This is a genomic window from Nostoc sp. JL34 (genome assembly GCF_017114945.1).
Lineage (GTDB): Bacteria > Cyanobacteriota > Cyanobacteriia > Cyanobacteriales > Nostocaceae > Nostoc.
Map to the genome: position 1 here is coordinate 1 of NZ_JABXKQ010000133.1, position 14,339 is coordinate 14,339.

The window sequence follows — 14,339 nt, forward strand, 5'->3', positions numbered from 1 at the left end:
ATTGCTATATCAGGCAAGTCCTATTGTCAATAGGCTTTGAGACGCGCTAACCCTGATACTCAAGACTTACTCGCCCATATCCAACTGCTGAAACAATACCATCCCACTCCAGCGATCGCAGTCATTGAGCATAGCGAAAAAATTGACCTAGAATTTCTGATTGAAGACTTCCCAAAGCTAGTAAGTTCGATGAAGGTGGCCTCAGAACGGATTAAAGACATTAGTACCAGTCTCCGCACCTTCTCCAGAGGCGATACTGCCGAAAAAGTTGCTTGCAATCTCCATGAAGGGATTGAGAGTACCCTATTGATTTTAAAGTATCGCCTCAAAGCTAACGAAAAACGTCCAGCCATCGAAGTCATTACCGAATATGGAAATTTACCATCTGTCAAGTGCTTTTTAGGACAGCTAAATCAAGTATTCATGAACATCTTTGCTAATGCAATTGATGCCTTCGATACATCCATTCAGGGGCGTTCTTTTGCCCAAGTGCAAGCCGATCATCAGCAAATACTGATTCACACCAAAGTATCCACTCACCAGGGCACGGTAACAATTTACATCAGAGATAATGGTCAGGGGATGTCAGAGGAGATTAGGGTACGGATCTTTGACCACCTGTTTACAACTAAAGAGGTTGGCAAAGGAACGGGATTAGGATTAGCGATCACTCGTCAAATTGTTGAGGAAACCCATGATGGGCGATTGAGTTGCAATTCTGTGTTTGGCGAAGGAACAGAATTTGTCATTGAGATTCCAGTGTCTTAATGGCTACTACTCCGATTTAAAGAAGTACAGACCCGTAGGACACGCTGAAGTTTGGCAAATAGGGCTTTCACTTTTATCAAGAAATGTATCTATGTATGGCTTATTTGTTACAATATAGCCATTAAAAAATCACACTTTTAAAGTCTCTAAAAAGACTTTAAAGCCAGTCTGAGCATAGATTATGAGAGTTTAGACCACACCAGGCTCTAAAAAAAATTTGTATAATCGGTGACTGACAATATTTATTGGGAAAAGGCTATTTATGTCAGATTTATTCACGTTTACCGTTACGAATCAAACCGAACAGGCAATTACAGAATTGTGGGTATCTGTCGATGATGAAGAGTGGGCTTCATTTACCTTAAATGAGTCAGGGATTCCATCGGGTGAAACATCGACAATTGTTTGGTCTGAATATACGAATGATTCTCCCTGTGAATGGTATATCTCTGCTGTATTTGAAGATGAATCAGAAACAGAGTCAGCCCTATTTAACTTCTGTGAAGAACCAGATTTAACAATCGGATAAACTCCCCACTGCGATCGCGCTTGATAGATGAAAAGCGATCGCAGCAACCAGCACTTAAAAGCGCGATCGCTCTTAGTTTGCTGATGGGATTATCACAATATGGGGGCGAAAGCGCCTATAGTAAACCATTCAGTCCCAGATTAGCTCGCTCTTGAGCGATCGCTGATTTATATATTAAGATTTGTATTGATTGCGTTAAAAGTTGAGGTTCCTACAGAGGTGGTATTCTATACTAACTTTTTTATTTAAACTTATATTTCCTGTAATTTTTCCGTAATCTACAATACCCGTAATGTAGAAAATATTGTAGTAATTTTTTAAATACAGTATTATGTCCAGTGAAGAACAAAATTCCAATAAAGCATTGAAGCAAACACAGGCTAGCGGAACAAAGAAGAAGAAACTTCAACCTCCCCCAGACATCAAAAAACCAAAGAAAACCGAATAAAAAGTGTTAGAGTTTGTTGTAGAGACTGTAACTTAAATTAAGTCTCTACAAGTTTTATGCAAAATAAATCAGCTTATTTATTTTTCGCTTGAGTCTTTGCTTGTTCTAAAGCTATTTCTTTGATTGCTTGGTAAGAATTAACATTTGAATTACCTTCAATAGCTTTAACTGCCAAATCCTGAACTTGTTTGAGAGCGGATTCCAGTTGTTTAGATAGATTTTGAATCCGCGTTTCTTGATTAGTAATAGTTTGTTCTAGAGATTGCAGTCTTTGTTCATAAAACCGCTTTTGCCCTTCCACTTCTTTTGAATATAAATCTGATTTTACTTTAGCTTGGTAGTGGGCGATGCCTTTGCCTTCTTCTGTAGCTTTTTTAATGGCTGCTTCTTTATCTTTTGGAAAAGCCTCAACCTTGGCCTTTAATTCTTCAAATTGCTTTTCTCTCTCAGAAATTGCTTTCTCCCGTTCAGCCCACTGTTTTTCTGTTTCTTGTAGTAATTCTTCCAGTTGTTTATATAGTGCTTTCTGCGCTTGCTCGTATTCGTCGCTTTCCAGTTGCCGCTGGAGTTCTAAATTATACTTATATTCTGACGCATCACGTTGTCGAGTTTTATTCAAGTTTTCATTCCGTTCTTTTATCACCCGTTGCTGTTCTTCTTGTTCTTTTCCCCAAGTATTCCTTTGCTCTAATATTTCTTGGAATAACACTTCAGAACGCTGGCTATATTCTTCCTGATAAGCTTTAGTATTATCTTCATAGGCTTGGATGAGAGTATCCAATATATCATCAGAAACTTCTAAATTGTGCAACTGTGTTAATTGTTGGATTTCTTCTTCTAAAGTTTGCCTAATTTCTTCTAACTTAGAGGCTTTTGTAGTTAACTGTTCCGATAATTCATTAGCAGCACTGCCAAACCCTAATTGAATCTTCGCCAAGCTTTCAATTGTATTATTCATCTTTTGTTGGATACTAGAAAGCTGATTCATAGGTGTTTTTTGTTCTAATTTAGGCTGTTCTTTAGTTCCAGACTTGTTTTCTTTGGCAACTTGATCGAGTTCTGATTTCAGCGCTGCTTTTTCTTTAGATAACTCCTCATACGCCTGAAGAATTTCTACTTTAGTATTCTTATCAGTCGGTTTTTTTACCACCACAATAAACCTCCTCTTCAGGAATTCAAAATGATTAAGATGCTATAGACTCACAACTATTTAGAATTAGAACTACCAAAAGCTCTCATAGCTAAGTCTTGTGCTTGTTTTAATGCAGTTTGCAATTGAGCAGAAATACCTTCTATTTGCTCAGACTGTTTCTTAATTGTTTCTTCCAGAGATTGAATTTTCTGTTCATAACTCTGTTTATTAGATTCCCATTCTCTTTCAAATAAATCAGCCTCGATTTTAGCTTTTTGACTTGTTTCTTTAATTGCTTCTTCTCTAGCTTTCTTAACGGCTTCTTCCAGGTCGCTAGGAAATGTACTTACCTTTTGCTCATAGTCTGCAAAGAGTGGTTGACGTTCAGCAAATAGCTTTTCTCGTTCTGCCCAATCTTTATTTTTATTTTGAGAATTTTCTTGTATTTCCCTTTGTTGTTGGCGCTTTATCGCTTCGTAGCTGTCTGTATTTAGTTTACGAGTAGTTTCTAGCTTATACTGAGATTCTTCTTGTTCCTGCTGACGATCTTTGGCTAATAAATCATTATATGCTTGAAGTTTTTCTTCATACTCTGTTTGCTCTTTTTGCCATTCTTTACGCCTGATTGTAATTTCTTTCTCTAGTGCTTCCCTTTTGCTAATAGTATCTTGTTCAAGAATTTTTAATTTTTCTTGGTGTTCTTGACTTAAAATGTCTAGCGTATCTGCTACAATTCTGATTTGTTGAAGCTCTTGTAGGCGTTGAGTTTCAATTTCTATGGCTCGGTTCAACTCATCTAACTTGGAATTTTCCTGAGCTAGTTTTTCAGATAATCCGTTGAGAATACTGCCAAACTCCAATTGTAAATCAGCTAAACCTTTGACAATACTATCAACGGTATATGCAGAAGCTGCTTGCAGAATTCCTTGACTTTTTGCCTTTTCCGCTTCCTCTTGTTTGGTTGCTATTTTAGATTCCAGCTTTTTTCTTTGGATAATAATTTGTTGAAATGCTTGCATTAGTTGTTGTTTGCTGTCCTTGACTCCAACTGTAGTCATCTTTCAACTCCCTTCAATAGGCAATGATTTATTGGGTAGCAAGCCATACCAAGGACTACCCTATGCAGACATCAGGGTAGCCTTTAAATCAACATTTTTAACCCGGTGAAAATACCGAAATGATCAACATAGGACACTTAAGTGGGGTACGAATTTTCCACATATATGTCCTTCTGTATTTTTAGGTATAGTTTTATAGTACTTTTGTACTAAATTAAATATACCTAACTCAATCTCCTCTTGTCAAGAGAACCCTTCGTGTAAGTCCTAACTATTAAAAGCTTGCACCCATAGTGATTTCCTATTTAGGAGACTGCTGTGGTATGTGTTACTTTTTGTAAAGAAAATCTAAAAGAATTAACCCTAGTAGAAGCGCGGTTACAGTAAAGCGAGATAATAGATTTAATCATCCTAATTGATACAAGCACAGTCCTAGACTTTTGTGATATCAATGTATACCAGTGAATCGACCAAATATTCTGCCAGAACGGAAATTGGACAAACCAGCCGTATTCTAGTAGTCGAAGATGAAGAATTAATCCAGGAAATGCTAGCTGTAGCTCTGGAAGAAGAAGGTTACGGGGTGATAACTGCGCCCGATGGGCGATCTGCTATAGAGTATCTCAAAAGTTTTGAAACCAATTCTGGGGAACCCCCCTTTGATCTGATCATTCTTGATTTGATGCTGCCGCAAATTAATGGGCTAGATATTTGCCGTTTACTGCGTCATCAAGGTAACCCAGTACCTATTTTAATGCTCAGTGCTAAGGGTAGTGAAACTGACCGGGTTTTGGGGTTAGAGGTGGGTGCAGATGACTACCTGACCAAACCCTTTAGTATGCGCGAGTTAGTGGCTCGTTGTCGCGCTTTACTCCGCCGCCAACGCCTAAGTAATTTACCCCAAATACCTGTATTAAAATTTAAGGATGTTACCTTGAATCCCCAGGAATGTCGCGTGCTGGTTCGTGGTCAAGAGGTGAGTCTTTCCCCGAAAGAGTTCCGCTTGCTGGAACTGTTTATGAGTTACGCCCGCCGCGTATGGTCACGGGAACAATTACTCGATCAGGTTTGGGGGCCGGATTTCGTCGGTGATAGTAAAACTGTAGATGTTCACATTCGATGGTTGCGGGAAAAATTAGAGCAAGACCCCAGCCACCCCGAATATATTGTGACTGTAAGAGGTTTTGGCTATAGGTTTGGATAATTAGTTTCGATAGTTGTTAGTTTTTAGTAGTCACCAAAAAACTAACAACTCAAATGCTTTTATTGGGATTTTTTCTGGGTTTAGCGGTAGGCATTGGGTTTTGGGTTTGGCAACAGGTTCAACTTAACCGCTACCTGGGGCGCTTACTCCGACCATTAACCTCCCATTCTTATAAGATGGGACTGCTACTGATTCCTGGGTTACGGCAGGAAATAGCGATGGTGAAACAGCAGCGGCAAGATTTGCAGCAGTCGTTGCAAACCTACCAAGACCTACTTGATTTTGCACCAGTGGGATATTTGCAGGTAGATGAAGAAAATCAACTGCTGTGGTGTAATCGGCAGGCGCAGGAAATTTTGTATCTGCAAAGGTGGCAACCAGAACAGGTTCGCTTGTTACTGGAGTTGGTACGGTCTTATGAACTTGACCATTTAATTGAGCAAACTCGTGATTGGCAAAAACCCCAGATGGGTGAATGGATATTTCATCCATCTTGTGATGATGCAGCAGAGATGGCAACAATCAAATCTCTGGCTTTGCGGGCATCTAGCTTGCCTTTACCCAATGGACAAGTGGGAGTATTTTTAGAAAATCGTCAACCCCTATTAGATATAAATCAAGTACGCGATCGCTCTTTTTCTGATCTAGCGCATGAACTCAGAACACCACTGACTTCGATTCGCTTGGTTGCGGAAACTTTACAAACCCGCTTGGAACCACCTCTAAATCGCTGGGTTAACCGCCTAATGCAAGAAGTTGATCGGCTGATTAACTTAGTGCAAAGTTGGCTAGACCTCACCCAAATGGAAGCAAACCCAAATATGCAATTGCAAGCCAAAGCTGTAGAATTGCGATCGCTCATTACATCTGTTTGGGAAACACTAGAACCCTTGGCAGGGCGCCAACATCTGTCTTTTTCTTATTCTGGCCCAGAAAATCTTTGGATTAAGGCAGATCAAGCCCGTATTTACCAAGTTTTTCTTAACTTGCTAGACAACAGCATTAAGTACAGTCTTCCTGGTACAAGCATTCACGTCCAAGCAAAAATCCGATCGACGAATAATAATGGGGGCGATACTGCTTCCCCAATCTTGGAAATAAATCTGATTGATTCTGGAGTTGGGTTTTCTGAGGGCGATTTACCCCACGTTTTTGAGCGATTTTATCGAGGAGATAAAGCGCGAACCCATTCCCCCCAAGATAGTAACTCTATAGGAGCGATCGTTGGGAATGGTTTAGGTTTAGCGATCGTTGAGCAAATTCTGATCGCCCACGGTGGTTCAATTAAAGCGATGAATCATCCAGAAACTGGTGGTGCGTGGATGCAACTCCAATTTCCTGAAGTTATGGCAAACTCCCTAAGCCAAGACTATAGTTAGTAATATCTTCACGTTTGAGACAACAAGTGTGAAAGCTGTCGATTATACTCCCAATCCTCAAAGACCACAACTCGCACGGGCCATTAGGCGCTTAGAACGGGATGTATTACGTATGGGTGCTTTGGTAGAACAATCATTTCGCCTCAGCCACCAAGCGTTATTTGCTCGTAACTTAACAGCAGCTGAAGAACTTCCCCGATTAGATAAAAAAATTGATCGCTTTTATCGTCAAATCGAATCAGACTGTACGGCGATTATGACGCTGCAAGCGCCTACGGCTCCAGATTTGCGCTGCTTAAGTGCCTTTATGCAATTGGTGCGAGACTTAGAGCGTATTGGCGATTATGCTGAGGATTTAGCTGAGATTGCGATTAAAATTTTTCCTTATGCGCCTCACCCGTCAATGCCCGACATTGAAGCTATGTCCCTTCACGCCCAAGCAATGCTAGCAACTAGCTTAAAGGCTTTGGGAGATTTCGATGAAGCTGGTGGACGCCGTTTAAAGCATCTGGATGATACTGTAGACGATGCCTACGATCGCGTTTATCAGACTTTAGCCCAACAACGGGATGTGCCTGGTGTAGTCGAGCCAATTATACTGCTGGCACTGGCAATTCGTTGTCTGGAACGGATGGCAGATCATGCTACTAATATCGGTCAAAGGGTAGCATATATTGTCACCGGTCAACGCTCTTAATTGACCTGTTGCCCAGATCCCCGACTTCTACTCTCCGGGAAGCCGCCCTACGGGTGTCTACAAGAAGTCGGGGATCAATTATTTGCGCCTACATACTTACTTAGTCTTCAGAAAATACCAAATTATTAAAAATAAGTTAACTAAGTATTTTACTAAAAGCTTTACCTATTCTTAAACTTGCACAATTAAAGTAATGGATAAACAACTAAAAAATTCCGGTTCTATCTCACTGATAGATACCTTAACTAAGAAGTTGTTGCCATCAGAAATTTGGAGTTAGTCCCTAGCTCTGATTGAAAAGAATGTCCTTTCATATATACAAGTAAATTTTAATACAAATTATTAGAGTTTCTTAATCATTGTAAATAGCAAGATTCCCTGATAATTATGTAGTTACAGTTAATGATGTATTCCACAAGTCCTACTTCAAACCCTTCTCTCGTGTCAAATAGCTCTGCTTTCAGCGCACAATTACCCCAGCAGATATTTACCCGTCGCGAAGTAATTCCACCCCAAAATGACGTACTTTGGCGTATTGAACACGGTGCAGTTCGGACATTAACGTGGAGTGAAGATGGAACATTCATCACTCTTGGTTATTGGGGACTAGGGGATCTGATTGGCTATCCTTTGTCTAGGGTTAAGCCCTACCAGATTGAATGCCTCACTGGCGTGGAAGTAAGCATTGTGCCACCTCATCTGTGGCATCAAGATATTAATGCTTTGTTGTCTCACATTCAACAGGCAGAGGATCTACTAAGTATTGTGCATCGAAAACCAATTTCGCTACGCTTATGGCAATTTTTGGTGTGGTTAAGTGAAAAGTTTGGACGTGATGTAGATAAGGGCAAGCTAATTGATTTAAATGTTACCCATCAAGATATTGCTGAAGTTTTAAATACTACGCGAGTGACAGTTACCAGACTCCTACAAAAGTTGGAGGAAGAAGGAACAGTTTTACGTCAAAAACGCCGCATTATTTTGTGCTTACCAAATAAATTAATTAAAAATTATAGTTCAGCAATATGCTAACTGACTTGCTTGTAATAATCACAAGATAAAGGTATAATCATCACTGTGATTGTGTGTAGAATCCCCGACGATAAAGTGTTCCAAGCATTTTATCATGACTGGATTATGTAGGTGTGAGTGAGAGTAAAAACATGACAAAACGATTCTGGAATCTTTTTAAGGTTAGTCCGGTTGTTTTAGCTGCTACATTTTTCGTTGCGAATAGCGCCTTAGCTGCTGAAGTCAATGAACAAGTAACAAATGTTGCTCAGTTATCTGAAACTCAAGAGTCTAATGACATGAGTCAGGTAACATCAGTTTCGCAATTTTCGGATGTGCAGCCTACGGATTGGGCATTCCAAGCTTTGCAATCCCTGGTTGAGCGCTACGGCTGTATTGCCGGTTATCCTAACAGTACCTATCGTGGGAACCGTGCTTTGACCCGTTATGAATTTGCCGCAGGTTTGAATGCCTGTTTAGATCGGGTTAACGAACTAATCGCCACAGCTACAGCCGATTTGGTCACTAAACAAGACCTAGCTACCTTACAACGCTTACAAGAAGAATTTTCTGCTGAACTAGCAACCCTGCGCGGCCGTGTAGATGGACTAGAAGCCCGCACTTCTGAATTGGAAGCTAATCAGTTCTCCACTACCACCAAGTTGGTTGGAGAAGCAATTTTCGCCGTGTCTGATGTTTTTGGTGACGCTAGAGCAGTTCCTGGTGGTAATCCTACTCAAGACTTGAATTCTAACACCACTTTTAGCGATCGCGTTCGTTTGAACTTGTACAGCAGTTTCACTGGTACAGACCAGTTGCAAATCCGTTTGAATGCTAACAATACCGTTTCTAATGTTGGTAGCGTTGTTGGTGGTGTTGCAACCGGTACTGGTACTAACATGACCCGCTTGGGTTTTGATGGAGATAACGGCAACTCGGTTGTGATTGATAAAATCAACTATGCTTTCAACTTTTCTGACGCGGTGCGTGTCAAAGTTGATGCCAGCGGTGGTGAATTATACGAAAACGTAAACACCTTCAATCCTGACTTTGCAAGCTCTGGTAGAGGTGCGCTCTCTCGCTATGGGCGTTTTAGCCCCATTTACCGTCAAGGTCAAAACTCTGCTGCTTTGACTGTTACTTTCAATCCTAACAAAGCTATCAGTTTGACTGGTGCTTATTTAGCACCTTCAAGTGGTACTGGTAATATCTTTGGTGCTAATAATCCCGGTCTTAATAATGGGCTGTTCGATGGTGATAACACCATCTTCGGTCAATTAACTTTCAAACCCAGCAAAGCCTTCAATATTGGTCTAACCTACGCCCGTAGTTACTTCGCTGGCAATGCAGCTAACAGTCTCTTCCAAGGTACAGGTAGCGCTTTTGCCAATAATCCCTTTGGGGCTGGGACTCGCACTGAATCTAATAACTACGGTATAGAAGCTACCTTGCAACTTGGCTCTACCTTGGCTATTAGTGGTTGGGGGGGTTATACAACTGCTGATGCTATTACTGGCGCTAATGCGGGTGCAGATGCAGATGTTTGGTACTGGGCTGGATCGCTTGCTTTGAAAGACTTTGGTGGCGAAGGCAACGTTTTAGGTGTGATCTTTGGTCAACCACCCAAAGTTACTGGTGGTAGCATCAAAAATGTCGCCGGCAATACTACCTTCGACGACAGTACCTCTTATCACTTAGAGGGTCTTTACAAGTACAAGGTTTCCGATAATATTCAGGTAACACCTGGCTTGTTGGTAATCTTTAATCCAGAGCACAACGACGCTAACGACACTGAATACGTAGGTACTCTACGTACTACCTTCACCTTCTAAAATTGGCAAAGCTCAGAATTAGATAAACAAAACCCCACCTAAAAGTGGGGTTTTGCTTAGGAAGAAAATTGGCTATGTAGGATGATAATCTGGCTGATTGGATATATCTTTTGGGGGGCGATCGCTACTCCAAGCCCACCACACAGAACCACAGTGACAGTAGTAGAACTCTTGCCATTTGCGACGACGGTCTTCTGTAAGTACAGGCGATCGCCGATTTAGCCAAACTTTTTCAGCTTCTAGACTAGTTGAGTGGCAGTTAGGACAGCAAAACTCATAGGCATGTGTTGCCTTATTCGTCCATTCAGGTGGGAGGGGAGCAAAAGCATCCATGTAGTTACAAGTGTAGTCTTAATGGTGATCCAAAACTTTGAGGTTTTGAATTTGGCGGCAAACGAATACTATAAAATTCCGCCACACTATCAAACTGCTGAATCAATATTTTTATGGCTTGATCTGAATTTATTCAAGACTGTCAGAGCATCTCACAAATCAAAGGTTAACACGAAAAGTTTATTTTTTACACACCTAGTTGCGATGCACATTATGGCTAATAATTAAATTTATGGAGCCAAATGTTGAAATTCGCCGTTTGTTAGATGTGATGCCTGCTTCTGGTCGGATGACCACAAAAATCGTTAGTAAGCCAGAGCAGGCAAAAGTGATTGACGCCTCTTTTCCCCAACCCTGGAATCAGGCGCGACCGATATATATTAATTTTGATTTGTGGCGTCGCTTGACAAAACCGCAACGAGACTTGCTACTGTTGCAAATGGTTAGCTGGTTGACAGGCGTGAAGTGGTTTAAACCCGACATTTATCAAGGTGTGGTGCTGGCCGGGCTGTTAGGCGGATTATTGGAAGCAACACAGTCAGATGTGGTGGGCGTAACTGTAGCTGGGGGATTAAGTGCGATCGCTGCTTTTCGGATCTGGGGCACTAATAAATCTCAAGAGTCAGAGTTAAATGCCGATACAGCAGCAATTCGTATAGCATTGCGGCGCGGTTATTCAGAAGCGGAAGCAGCGCAACACCTGTTATCTGCAATTGAAGCGGTAGCCAAAATTGAAGAGCGTTCTAGTTTAAATTTTACTGAATTGATTCGTTGCCAAAACTTACGAGCGATCGCGGGTTTATCACCAGTAGGTATGCCAGAAAATTATCAGTAGAAATGAGCAAGAATTCAGAATTCAGGATCCATCCGTCTCAATAGTTAGAGAATTATAAGAATATGTGATGGTGGTAGCATTTACAGCAATCTTTCTGATGCAAATAGATTCCCTTCTTAACTAACAATGTTAAACGAAAAAATTATCAAATACACTTCAAAGTTACCTTTGAATTCTCCTTGGTTGATTATCATTATTTTTTCTGTTCTTGGTTTAATAGGTATTCTCAATCATTCCATGTGGCGAGATGAACTCAATCCCTGGCTTATTGTTAGAGATAGTAAATCATTGGGAGATTTAATTGCAAATATTCATTATGAAGGTCATCCTGTTCTGTGGTATTTTTCTCTGTCAATTCTGAGAAAAATAGTCGACAATCCTATTATTATGCAAATTTTTCATTTGGCAATTACTGTTGTTTCAGTTACATTCTTTTGCCTATATAGCCCTTTTAACTATCAACAAAAGTTTCTATTTTCTTTTGGTTTCTTTCCTTTTTACGAATATCTTTTAATTTCTAGAAACTATGCCTTTAGTATGTTATTTATTTTTGCATTCTGTACAGTATTTGCATCTAGAAAAATAACTTATGCTTATTTGGCAATTTTATTGGGTTTACTAGCAAACAGTAGTGCTTATGGTTTATTGGTATCATTTTCTTTATTATTGACTTTGCTAGCTGAATTTTGTTTTGACAATGAACATCGGCAGCAGTATTTTAGTCAAAGCCAAAAATACGACTTATTTTTAAGTATTGTAATTATCACATTTTCTTTTATTTTATCTATTTATATTATTACTCCTCCTACAGATAGTTATCTTCATGGTGGGTTAAATAATGGTTGGCTAATAGAATTAGATATTCGTCATCTGTTGAGAAGCATAGGAAGAGTATTTGGTAGTTATTTATTAATTATTCCTGCACATAAGAGATGGCTAGATTTAATGGTTTGTGCAGCAATTGCTTTATTTATTGTAATTTTAACCTTAATTAAATTATCTGAAAAGCCAGTTACTTTCTTCTTCTATATGATAGGTAATTGTGTAATATTTGCTTTTACATACTTTAGATTTATAGGTATGCCACGGCATTTTGGGCATTTCTATTTAGTTCTGATAGCGGCTTTATGGCTAGGAAGTTATTATCAAAAATCTCTAGTTTTACTCAATAAATTTTCTATTCGTCCACATTCAATTAAATTTGTTCAAAAATGGCATCATATTACTTTGATGCTCATTCTTTATGTGCAGTTTGGCGGAGGTATTTATAGTTTTTCAAGAGATTTAGTTGTACCATTTTCTGCCAGTCGCGAAACAGCCCAATATATTCAAAAATCTGGGTTAGATAATGAGTTTATTGTGGCCAGTCGAGATGCGACTATGGCTCCTTTATCGGGTTATCTCAATCGAAAGTTTTACTATCCAGAGCTTAAAAAAATGGGAAGCTTTACTTTATTTAAAAAAGGTCGTCAAGAAGTGGAACAAGCTGAGATATTAAGCCAGATTAATTCTCTACTTGAAAATCAAGATGAGCGAAATAAAATTTTGCTGATTTTAAATAAAAAACTCAATGTCAACCGCAATGATTTGAAAATTGTTCCCATCAAAGATTTTCAGAGAGGCTGGGTAGATAGTGAACGATATTATCTTTATTGGGTAGATGAAGCATAAGGATAATGCGCCAGAGAACTTTGTGGTTCAATCTAGAATAGACTTTTTTGTACTGGAGTAATCAACCTTTATATCTTAATGTATCGCCATAAATCCTTGATTTGTCCAGTGGCTATCTATAATAAAAGATATTTCGTTAAAGCTACAGCCAGTAACTAATTCTGCTTTCTTAGCCATTTTACAGCGCTGTTCTGTCTTAGAAACTAAGGGGTTAATTGTTATACAAGCAAAATGTGTCGCCAAAACACCCCAAAAATAACACTTTTGTACCCTTTGACTAGCTTGCCACTACTGATAACTAGCTGGGATGCGTGAGGCTAATCTACACTGGAATAAGAGAATGTGTGTTTCACTAACTTAGATGTACGAGAATGAGGAGTTTAGTCATACTTCTCGTTGTTGGGTTATAAAGTGCTTACCTCGTGTGGTAAAACTTAACTTAAATTCTGTCAGTTACTAACGGAGTTGATAGGAATGGGTAATTTGATTATTTTTGCCTTGGTAGTGGTTTACGGAGGCGGCGTTTGGAAGTTTTGGAATGGGTTTGGGCGGACTAATTTTAATCCAACTTTGACCAATCGCATTGGTTTATCTTTGCTATGGCCAGCTTTGTTTATTACAAATCCATCCTATCGTCGAAACTTTAGAAAGGCGTTGAAGGGCTAGAGTTTACTATTAAGTCTAACGTCACCTGCTGCTGACGATGGCATATATCTCAAATAGATAAAACCTACCAACCTCGCTTCCCTACTAGGGAAGCGAGGTTGGGTTTGCTCCTTTCAGGAAGGAGAGGAACTAGGGAGGGATAAGTTCAACCGTTGGAAAGTATTCAGCTGATGAATTTATAAATTATTTACCATTGGTTAATAGATGAATTGCTGCACCTACAGCTGCCCCATCGACAGCATTGCCAAGGGTATCTCTGCTATCGCCAGTAACTACGCCAGTAACTGCGCTAGCTCCTGCACCGACTCCTACATCTTGACCAATGTTCCGGTGACGGCGATTACGAGTGTTTCTCAAACCATTTGCACCATTAACAGCTGCGCCAGTGACACCACCCTTAACAGCATTGCCTAATACACTACCATTTCCCCTAACTGCTCCGGTTACAACATTAGTAACAGCCCCAATACCTGCATCTCTTAGTACTTGGTCATCAGCAGCAGCGGGCTTTGCTGGAATTATGGTGACACCAGCTAAACTTGCAGCCATAAGGCTGGGTAGAAGTGTGCGTTTTAGGATTTTATTCATTGTGTTACCTTCTCAAAACATCAAACAATTGGCTAGAAACCAAAGTTACTATATTAGGATAAAGTCTAGGTTTTTTATCTGAACAATAGCAACTATTTATTGTTCGAGTACAGATATATAGTCGCATTTGCAAAGTCATAACTGCATCTACTGAAAGCATGAATATAGATTCAGTCCAGAGAAGGCCT

At 39.8% G+C, this 14,339-nt stretch carries 15 protein-coding genes; 11 read left to right on the forward strand and 4 right to left on the reverse strand.

The window, feature by feature from the left end; all coding sequences use genetic code 11:
• Positions 1-36 precede the first annotated feature (36 nt).
• The 3 genes from HWQ44_RS23810 (at position 37) to HWQ44_RS23820 (ending at position 1,452) form a co-directional block, all read left to right on the forward strand.
• Positions 37-768: an ATP-binding protein gene (locus tag HWQ44_RS23810; protein ID WP_334727107.1), complete on the forward strand. Its 732-nt coding sequence runs from the start codon at positions 37-39 to the stop codon at positions 766-768.
• Between the two features lie 262 nt (positions 769-1,030).
• Positions 1,031-1,297: a hypothetical protein gene (locus HWQ44_RS23815; RefSeq protein WP_292723894.1), complete on the forward strand. Its 267-nt coding sequence runs from the start codon at positions 1,031-1,033 to the stop codon at positions 1,295-1,297.
• 20 nt (positions 1,298-1,317) lie between these two features.
• Positions 1,318-1,452 (forward strand): hypothetical protein, encoded by a 135-nt coding sequence (locus HWQ44_RS23820; protein ID WP_292723897.1) that lies wholly within the window; start codon positions 1,318-1,320, stop codon positions 1,450-1,452.
• Between the two features lie 366 nt (positions 1,453-1,818).
• On the opposite strand, the gene HWQ44_RS23825 is transcribed toward HWQ44_RS23820, so the two are convergent.
• Positions 1,819-2,898 (reverse strand): hypothetical protein, encoded by a 1,080-nt coding sequence (locus tag HWQ44_RS23825; protein ID WP_292723899.1) that lies wholly within the window; start codon positions 2,896-2,898, stop codon positions 1,819-1,821.
• Between the two features lie 53 nt (positions 2,899-2,951).
• Complete coding sequence (locus HWQ44_RS23830) at positions 2,952-3,935, reverse strand: hypothetical protein (RefSeq protein WP_292723902.1); 984 nt, start codon at positions 3,933-3,935, stop codon at positions 2,952-2,954.
• A 451-nt stretch (positions 3,936-4,386) separates the two neighbouring features.
• Here HWQ44_RS23830 and HWQ44_RS23835 point away from each other — a divergent pair, with 451 nt between their 5' ends.
• The 5 genes from HWQ44_RS23835 to HWQ44_RS23855 all read left to right on the forward strand — a co-directional run bounded on the left by HWQ44_RS23835 (position 4,387) and on the right by HWQ44_RS23855 (position 10,058).
• Complete coding sequence (locus tag HWQ44_RS23835; protein WP_292723904.1) at positions 4,387-5,139, forward strand: response regulator transcription factor; 753 nt, start codon at positions 4,387-4,389, stop codon at positions 5,137-5,139.
• Between the two features lie 53 nt (positions 5,140-5,192).
• Positions 5,193-6,518 carry an ATP-binding protein gene (locus HWQ44_RS23840; RefSeq protein WP_292723907.1) on the forward strand — a complete coding sequence of 442 codons (1,326 nt, stop codon included), beginning with the start codon at positions 5,193-5,195 and terminating at the stop codon, positions 6,516-6,518.
• 28 nt (positions 6,519-6,546) lie between these two features.
• Positions 6,547-7,215: a phosphate signaling complex protein PhoU gene (phoU, locus tag HWQ44_RS23845; RefSeq protein ID WP_292723910.1), complete on the forward strand. Its 669-nt coding sequence runs from the start codon at positions 6,547-6,549 to the stop codon at positions 7,213-7,215.
• A gap of 402 nt (positions 7,216-7,617) precedes the next feature.
• The gene (locus HWQ44_RS23850; protein ID WP_292723914.1) at positions 7,618-8,247 is read left to right on the forward strand and encodes a Crp/Fnr family transcriptional regulator; all 630 of its coding nucleotides are present in this window, start codon (positions 7,618-7,620) and stop codon (positions 8,245-8,247) included.
• Between the two features lie 131 nt (positions 8,248-8,378).
• Complete coding sequence (locus HWQ44_RS23855; protein ID WP_292723917.1) at positions 8,379-10,058, forward strand: iron uptake porin; 1,680 nt, start codon at positions 8,379-8,381, stop codon at positions 10,056-10,058.
• Positions 10,059-10,130: 72 nt separating this feature from the next.
• On the opposite strand, the gene HWQ44_RS23860 is transcribed toward HWQ44_RS23855, so the two are convergent.
• Positions 10,131-10,391 carry a hypothetical protein gene (locus tag HWQ44_RS23860; protein WP_292723920.1) on the reverse strand — a complete coding sequence of 87 codons (261 nt, stop codon included), beginning with the start codon at positions 10,389-10,391 and terminating at the stop codon, positions 10,131-10,133.
• A 232-nt stretch (positions 10,392-10,623) separates the two neighbouring features.
• On the opposite strand from HWQ44_RS23860, the gene HWQ44_RS23865 reads away from it, so the two are divergent.
• From HWQ44_RS23865 to HWQ44_RS23875, 3 genes are all read left to right on the forward strand, one after another.
• Positions 10,624-11,226: a DUF3318 domain-containing protein gene (locus HWQ44_RS23865; RefSeq protein ID WP_292723923.1), complete on the forward strand. Its 603-nt coding sequence runs from the start codon at positions 10,624-10,626 to the stop codon at positions 11,224-11,226.
• Positions 11,227-11,352: 126 nt separating this feature from the next.
• Positions 11,353-12,897, forward strand: a complete 1,545-nt coding sequence (locus HWQ44_RS23870) for a hypothetical protein (protein WP_292723926.1) — start codon at positions 11,353-11,355, stop codon at positions 12,895-12,897.
• Between the two features lie 474 nt (positions 12,898-13,371).
• Positions 13,372-13,563, forward strand: coding sequence for a hypothetical protein (locus HWQ44_RS23875; RefSeq protein WP_292723928.1), 192 nt, complete (start codon positions 13,372-13,374; stop codon positions 13,561-13,563).
• A 183-nt stretch (positions 13,564-13,746) separates the two neighbouring features.
• On the opposite strand, the gene HWQ44_RS23880 is transcribed toward HWQ44_RS23875, so the two are convergent.
• Positions 13,747-14,151: a hypothetical protein gene (locus tag HWQ44_RS23880; RefSeq protein WP_292723931.1), complete on the reverse strand. Its 405-nt coding sequence runs from the start codon at positions 14,149-14,151 to the stop codon at positions 13,747-13,749.
• Positions 14,152-14,339 lie beyond the last annotated feature (188 nt).

What these genes read in the sequence shown, in the direction of transcription:
- HWQ44_RS23815 (WP_292723894.1), top strand. Translation starts at nt 1,031, where the DNA reads ATGTCAGATTTATTCACGTTTACCGTTACGAATCAAACCGAACAGGCA.
- HWQ44_RS23830 (WP_292723902.1), bottom strand. Translation starts at nt 3,935, where the DNA reads ATGACTACAGTTGGAGTCAAGGACAGCAAACAACAACTAATGCAAGCA.
- HWQ44_RS23835 (WP_292723904.1), top strand. Translation starts at nt 4,387, where the DNA reads ATGTATACCAGTGAATCGACCAAATATTCTGCCAGAACGGAAATTGGA.
- HWQ44_RS23840 (WP_292723907.1), top strand. Translation starts at nt 5,193, where the DNA reads ATGCTTTTATTGGGATTTTTTCTGGGTTTAGCGGTAGGCATTGGGTTT.
- HWQ44_RS23850 (WP_292723914.1), top strand. Translation starts at nt 7,618, where the DNA reads ATGATGTATTCCACAAGTCCTACTTCAAACCCTTCTCTCGTGTCAAAT.
- HWQ44_RS23855 (WP_292723917.1), top strand. Translation starts at nt 8,379, where the DNA reads ATGACAAAACGATTCTGGAATCTTTTTAAGGTTAGTCCGGTTGTTTTA.
- HWQ44_RS23860 (WP_292723920.1), bottom strand. Translation starts at nt 10,391, where the DNA reads ATGGATGCTTTTGCTCCCCTCCCACCTGAATGGACGAATAAGGCAACA.
- HWQ44_RS23865 (WP_292723923.1), top strand. Translation starts at nt 10,624, where the DNA reads ATGGAGCCAAATGTTGAAATTCGCCGTTTGTTAGATGTGATGCCTGCT.
- HWQ44_RS23870 (WP_292723926.1), top strand. Translation starts at nt 11,353, where the DNA reads ATGTTAAACGAAAAAATTATCAAATACACTTCAAAGTTACCTTTGAAT.
- HWQ44_RS23875 (WP_292723928.1), top strand. Translation starts at nt 13,372, where the DNA reads ATGGGTAATTTGATTATTTTTGCCTTGGTAGTGGTTTACGGAGGCGGC.
- HWQ44_RS23880 (WP_292723931.1), bottom strand. Translation starts at nt 14,151, where the DNA reads ATGAATAAAATCCTAAAACGCACACTTCTACCCAGCCTTATGGCTGCA.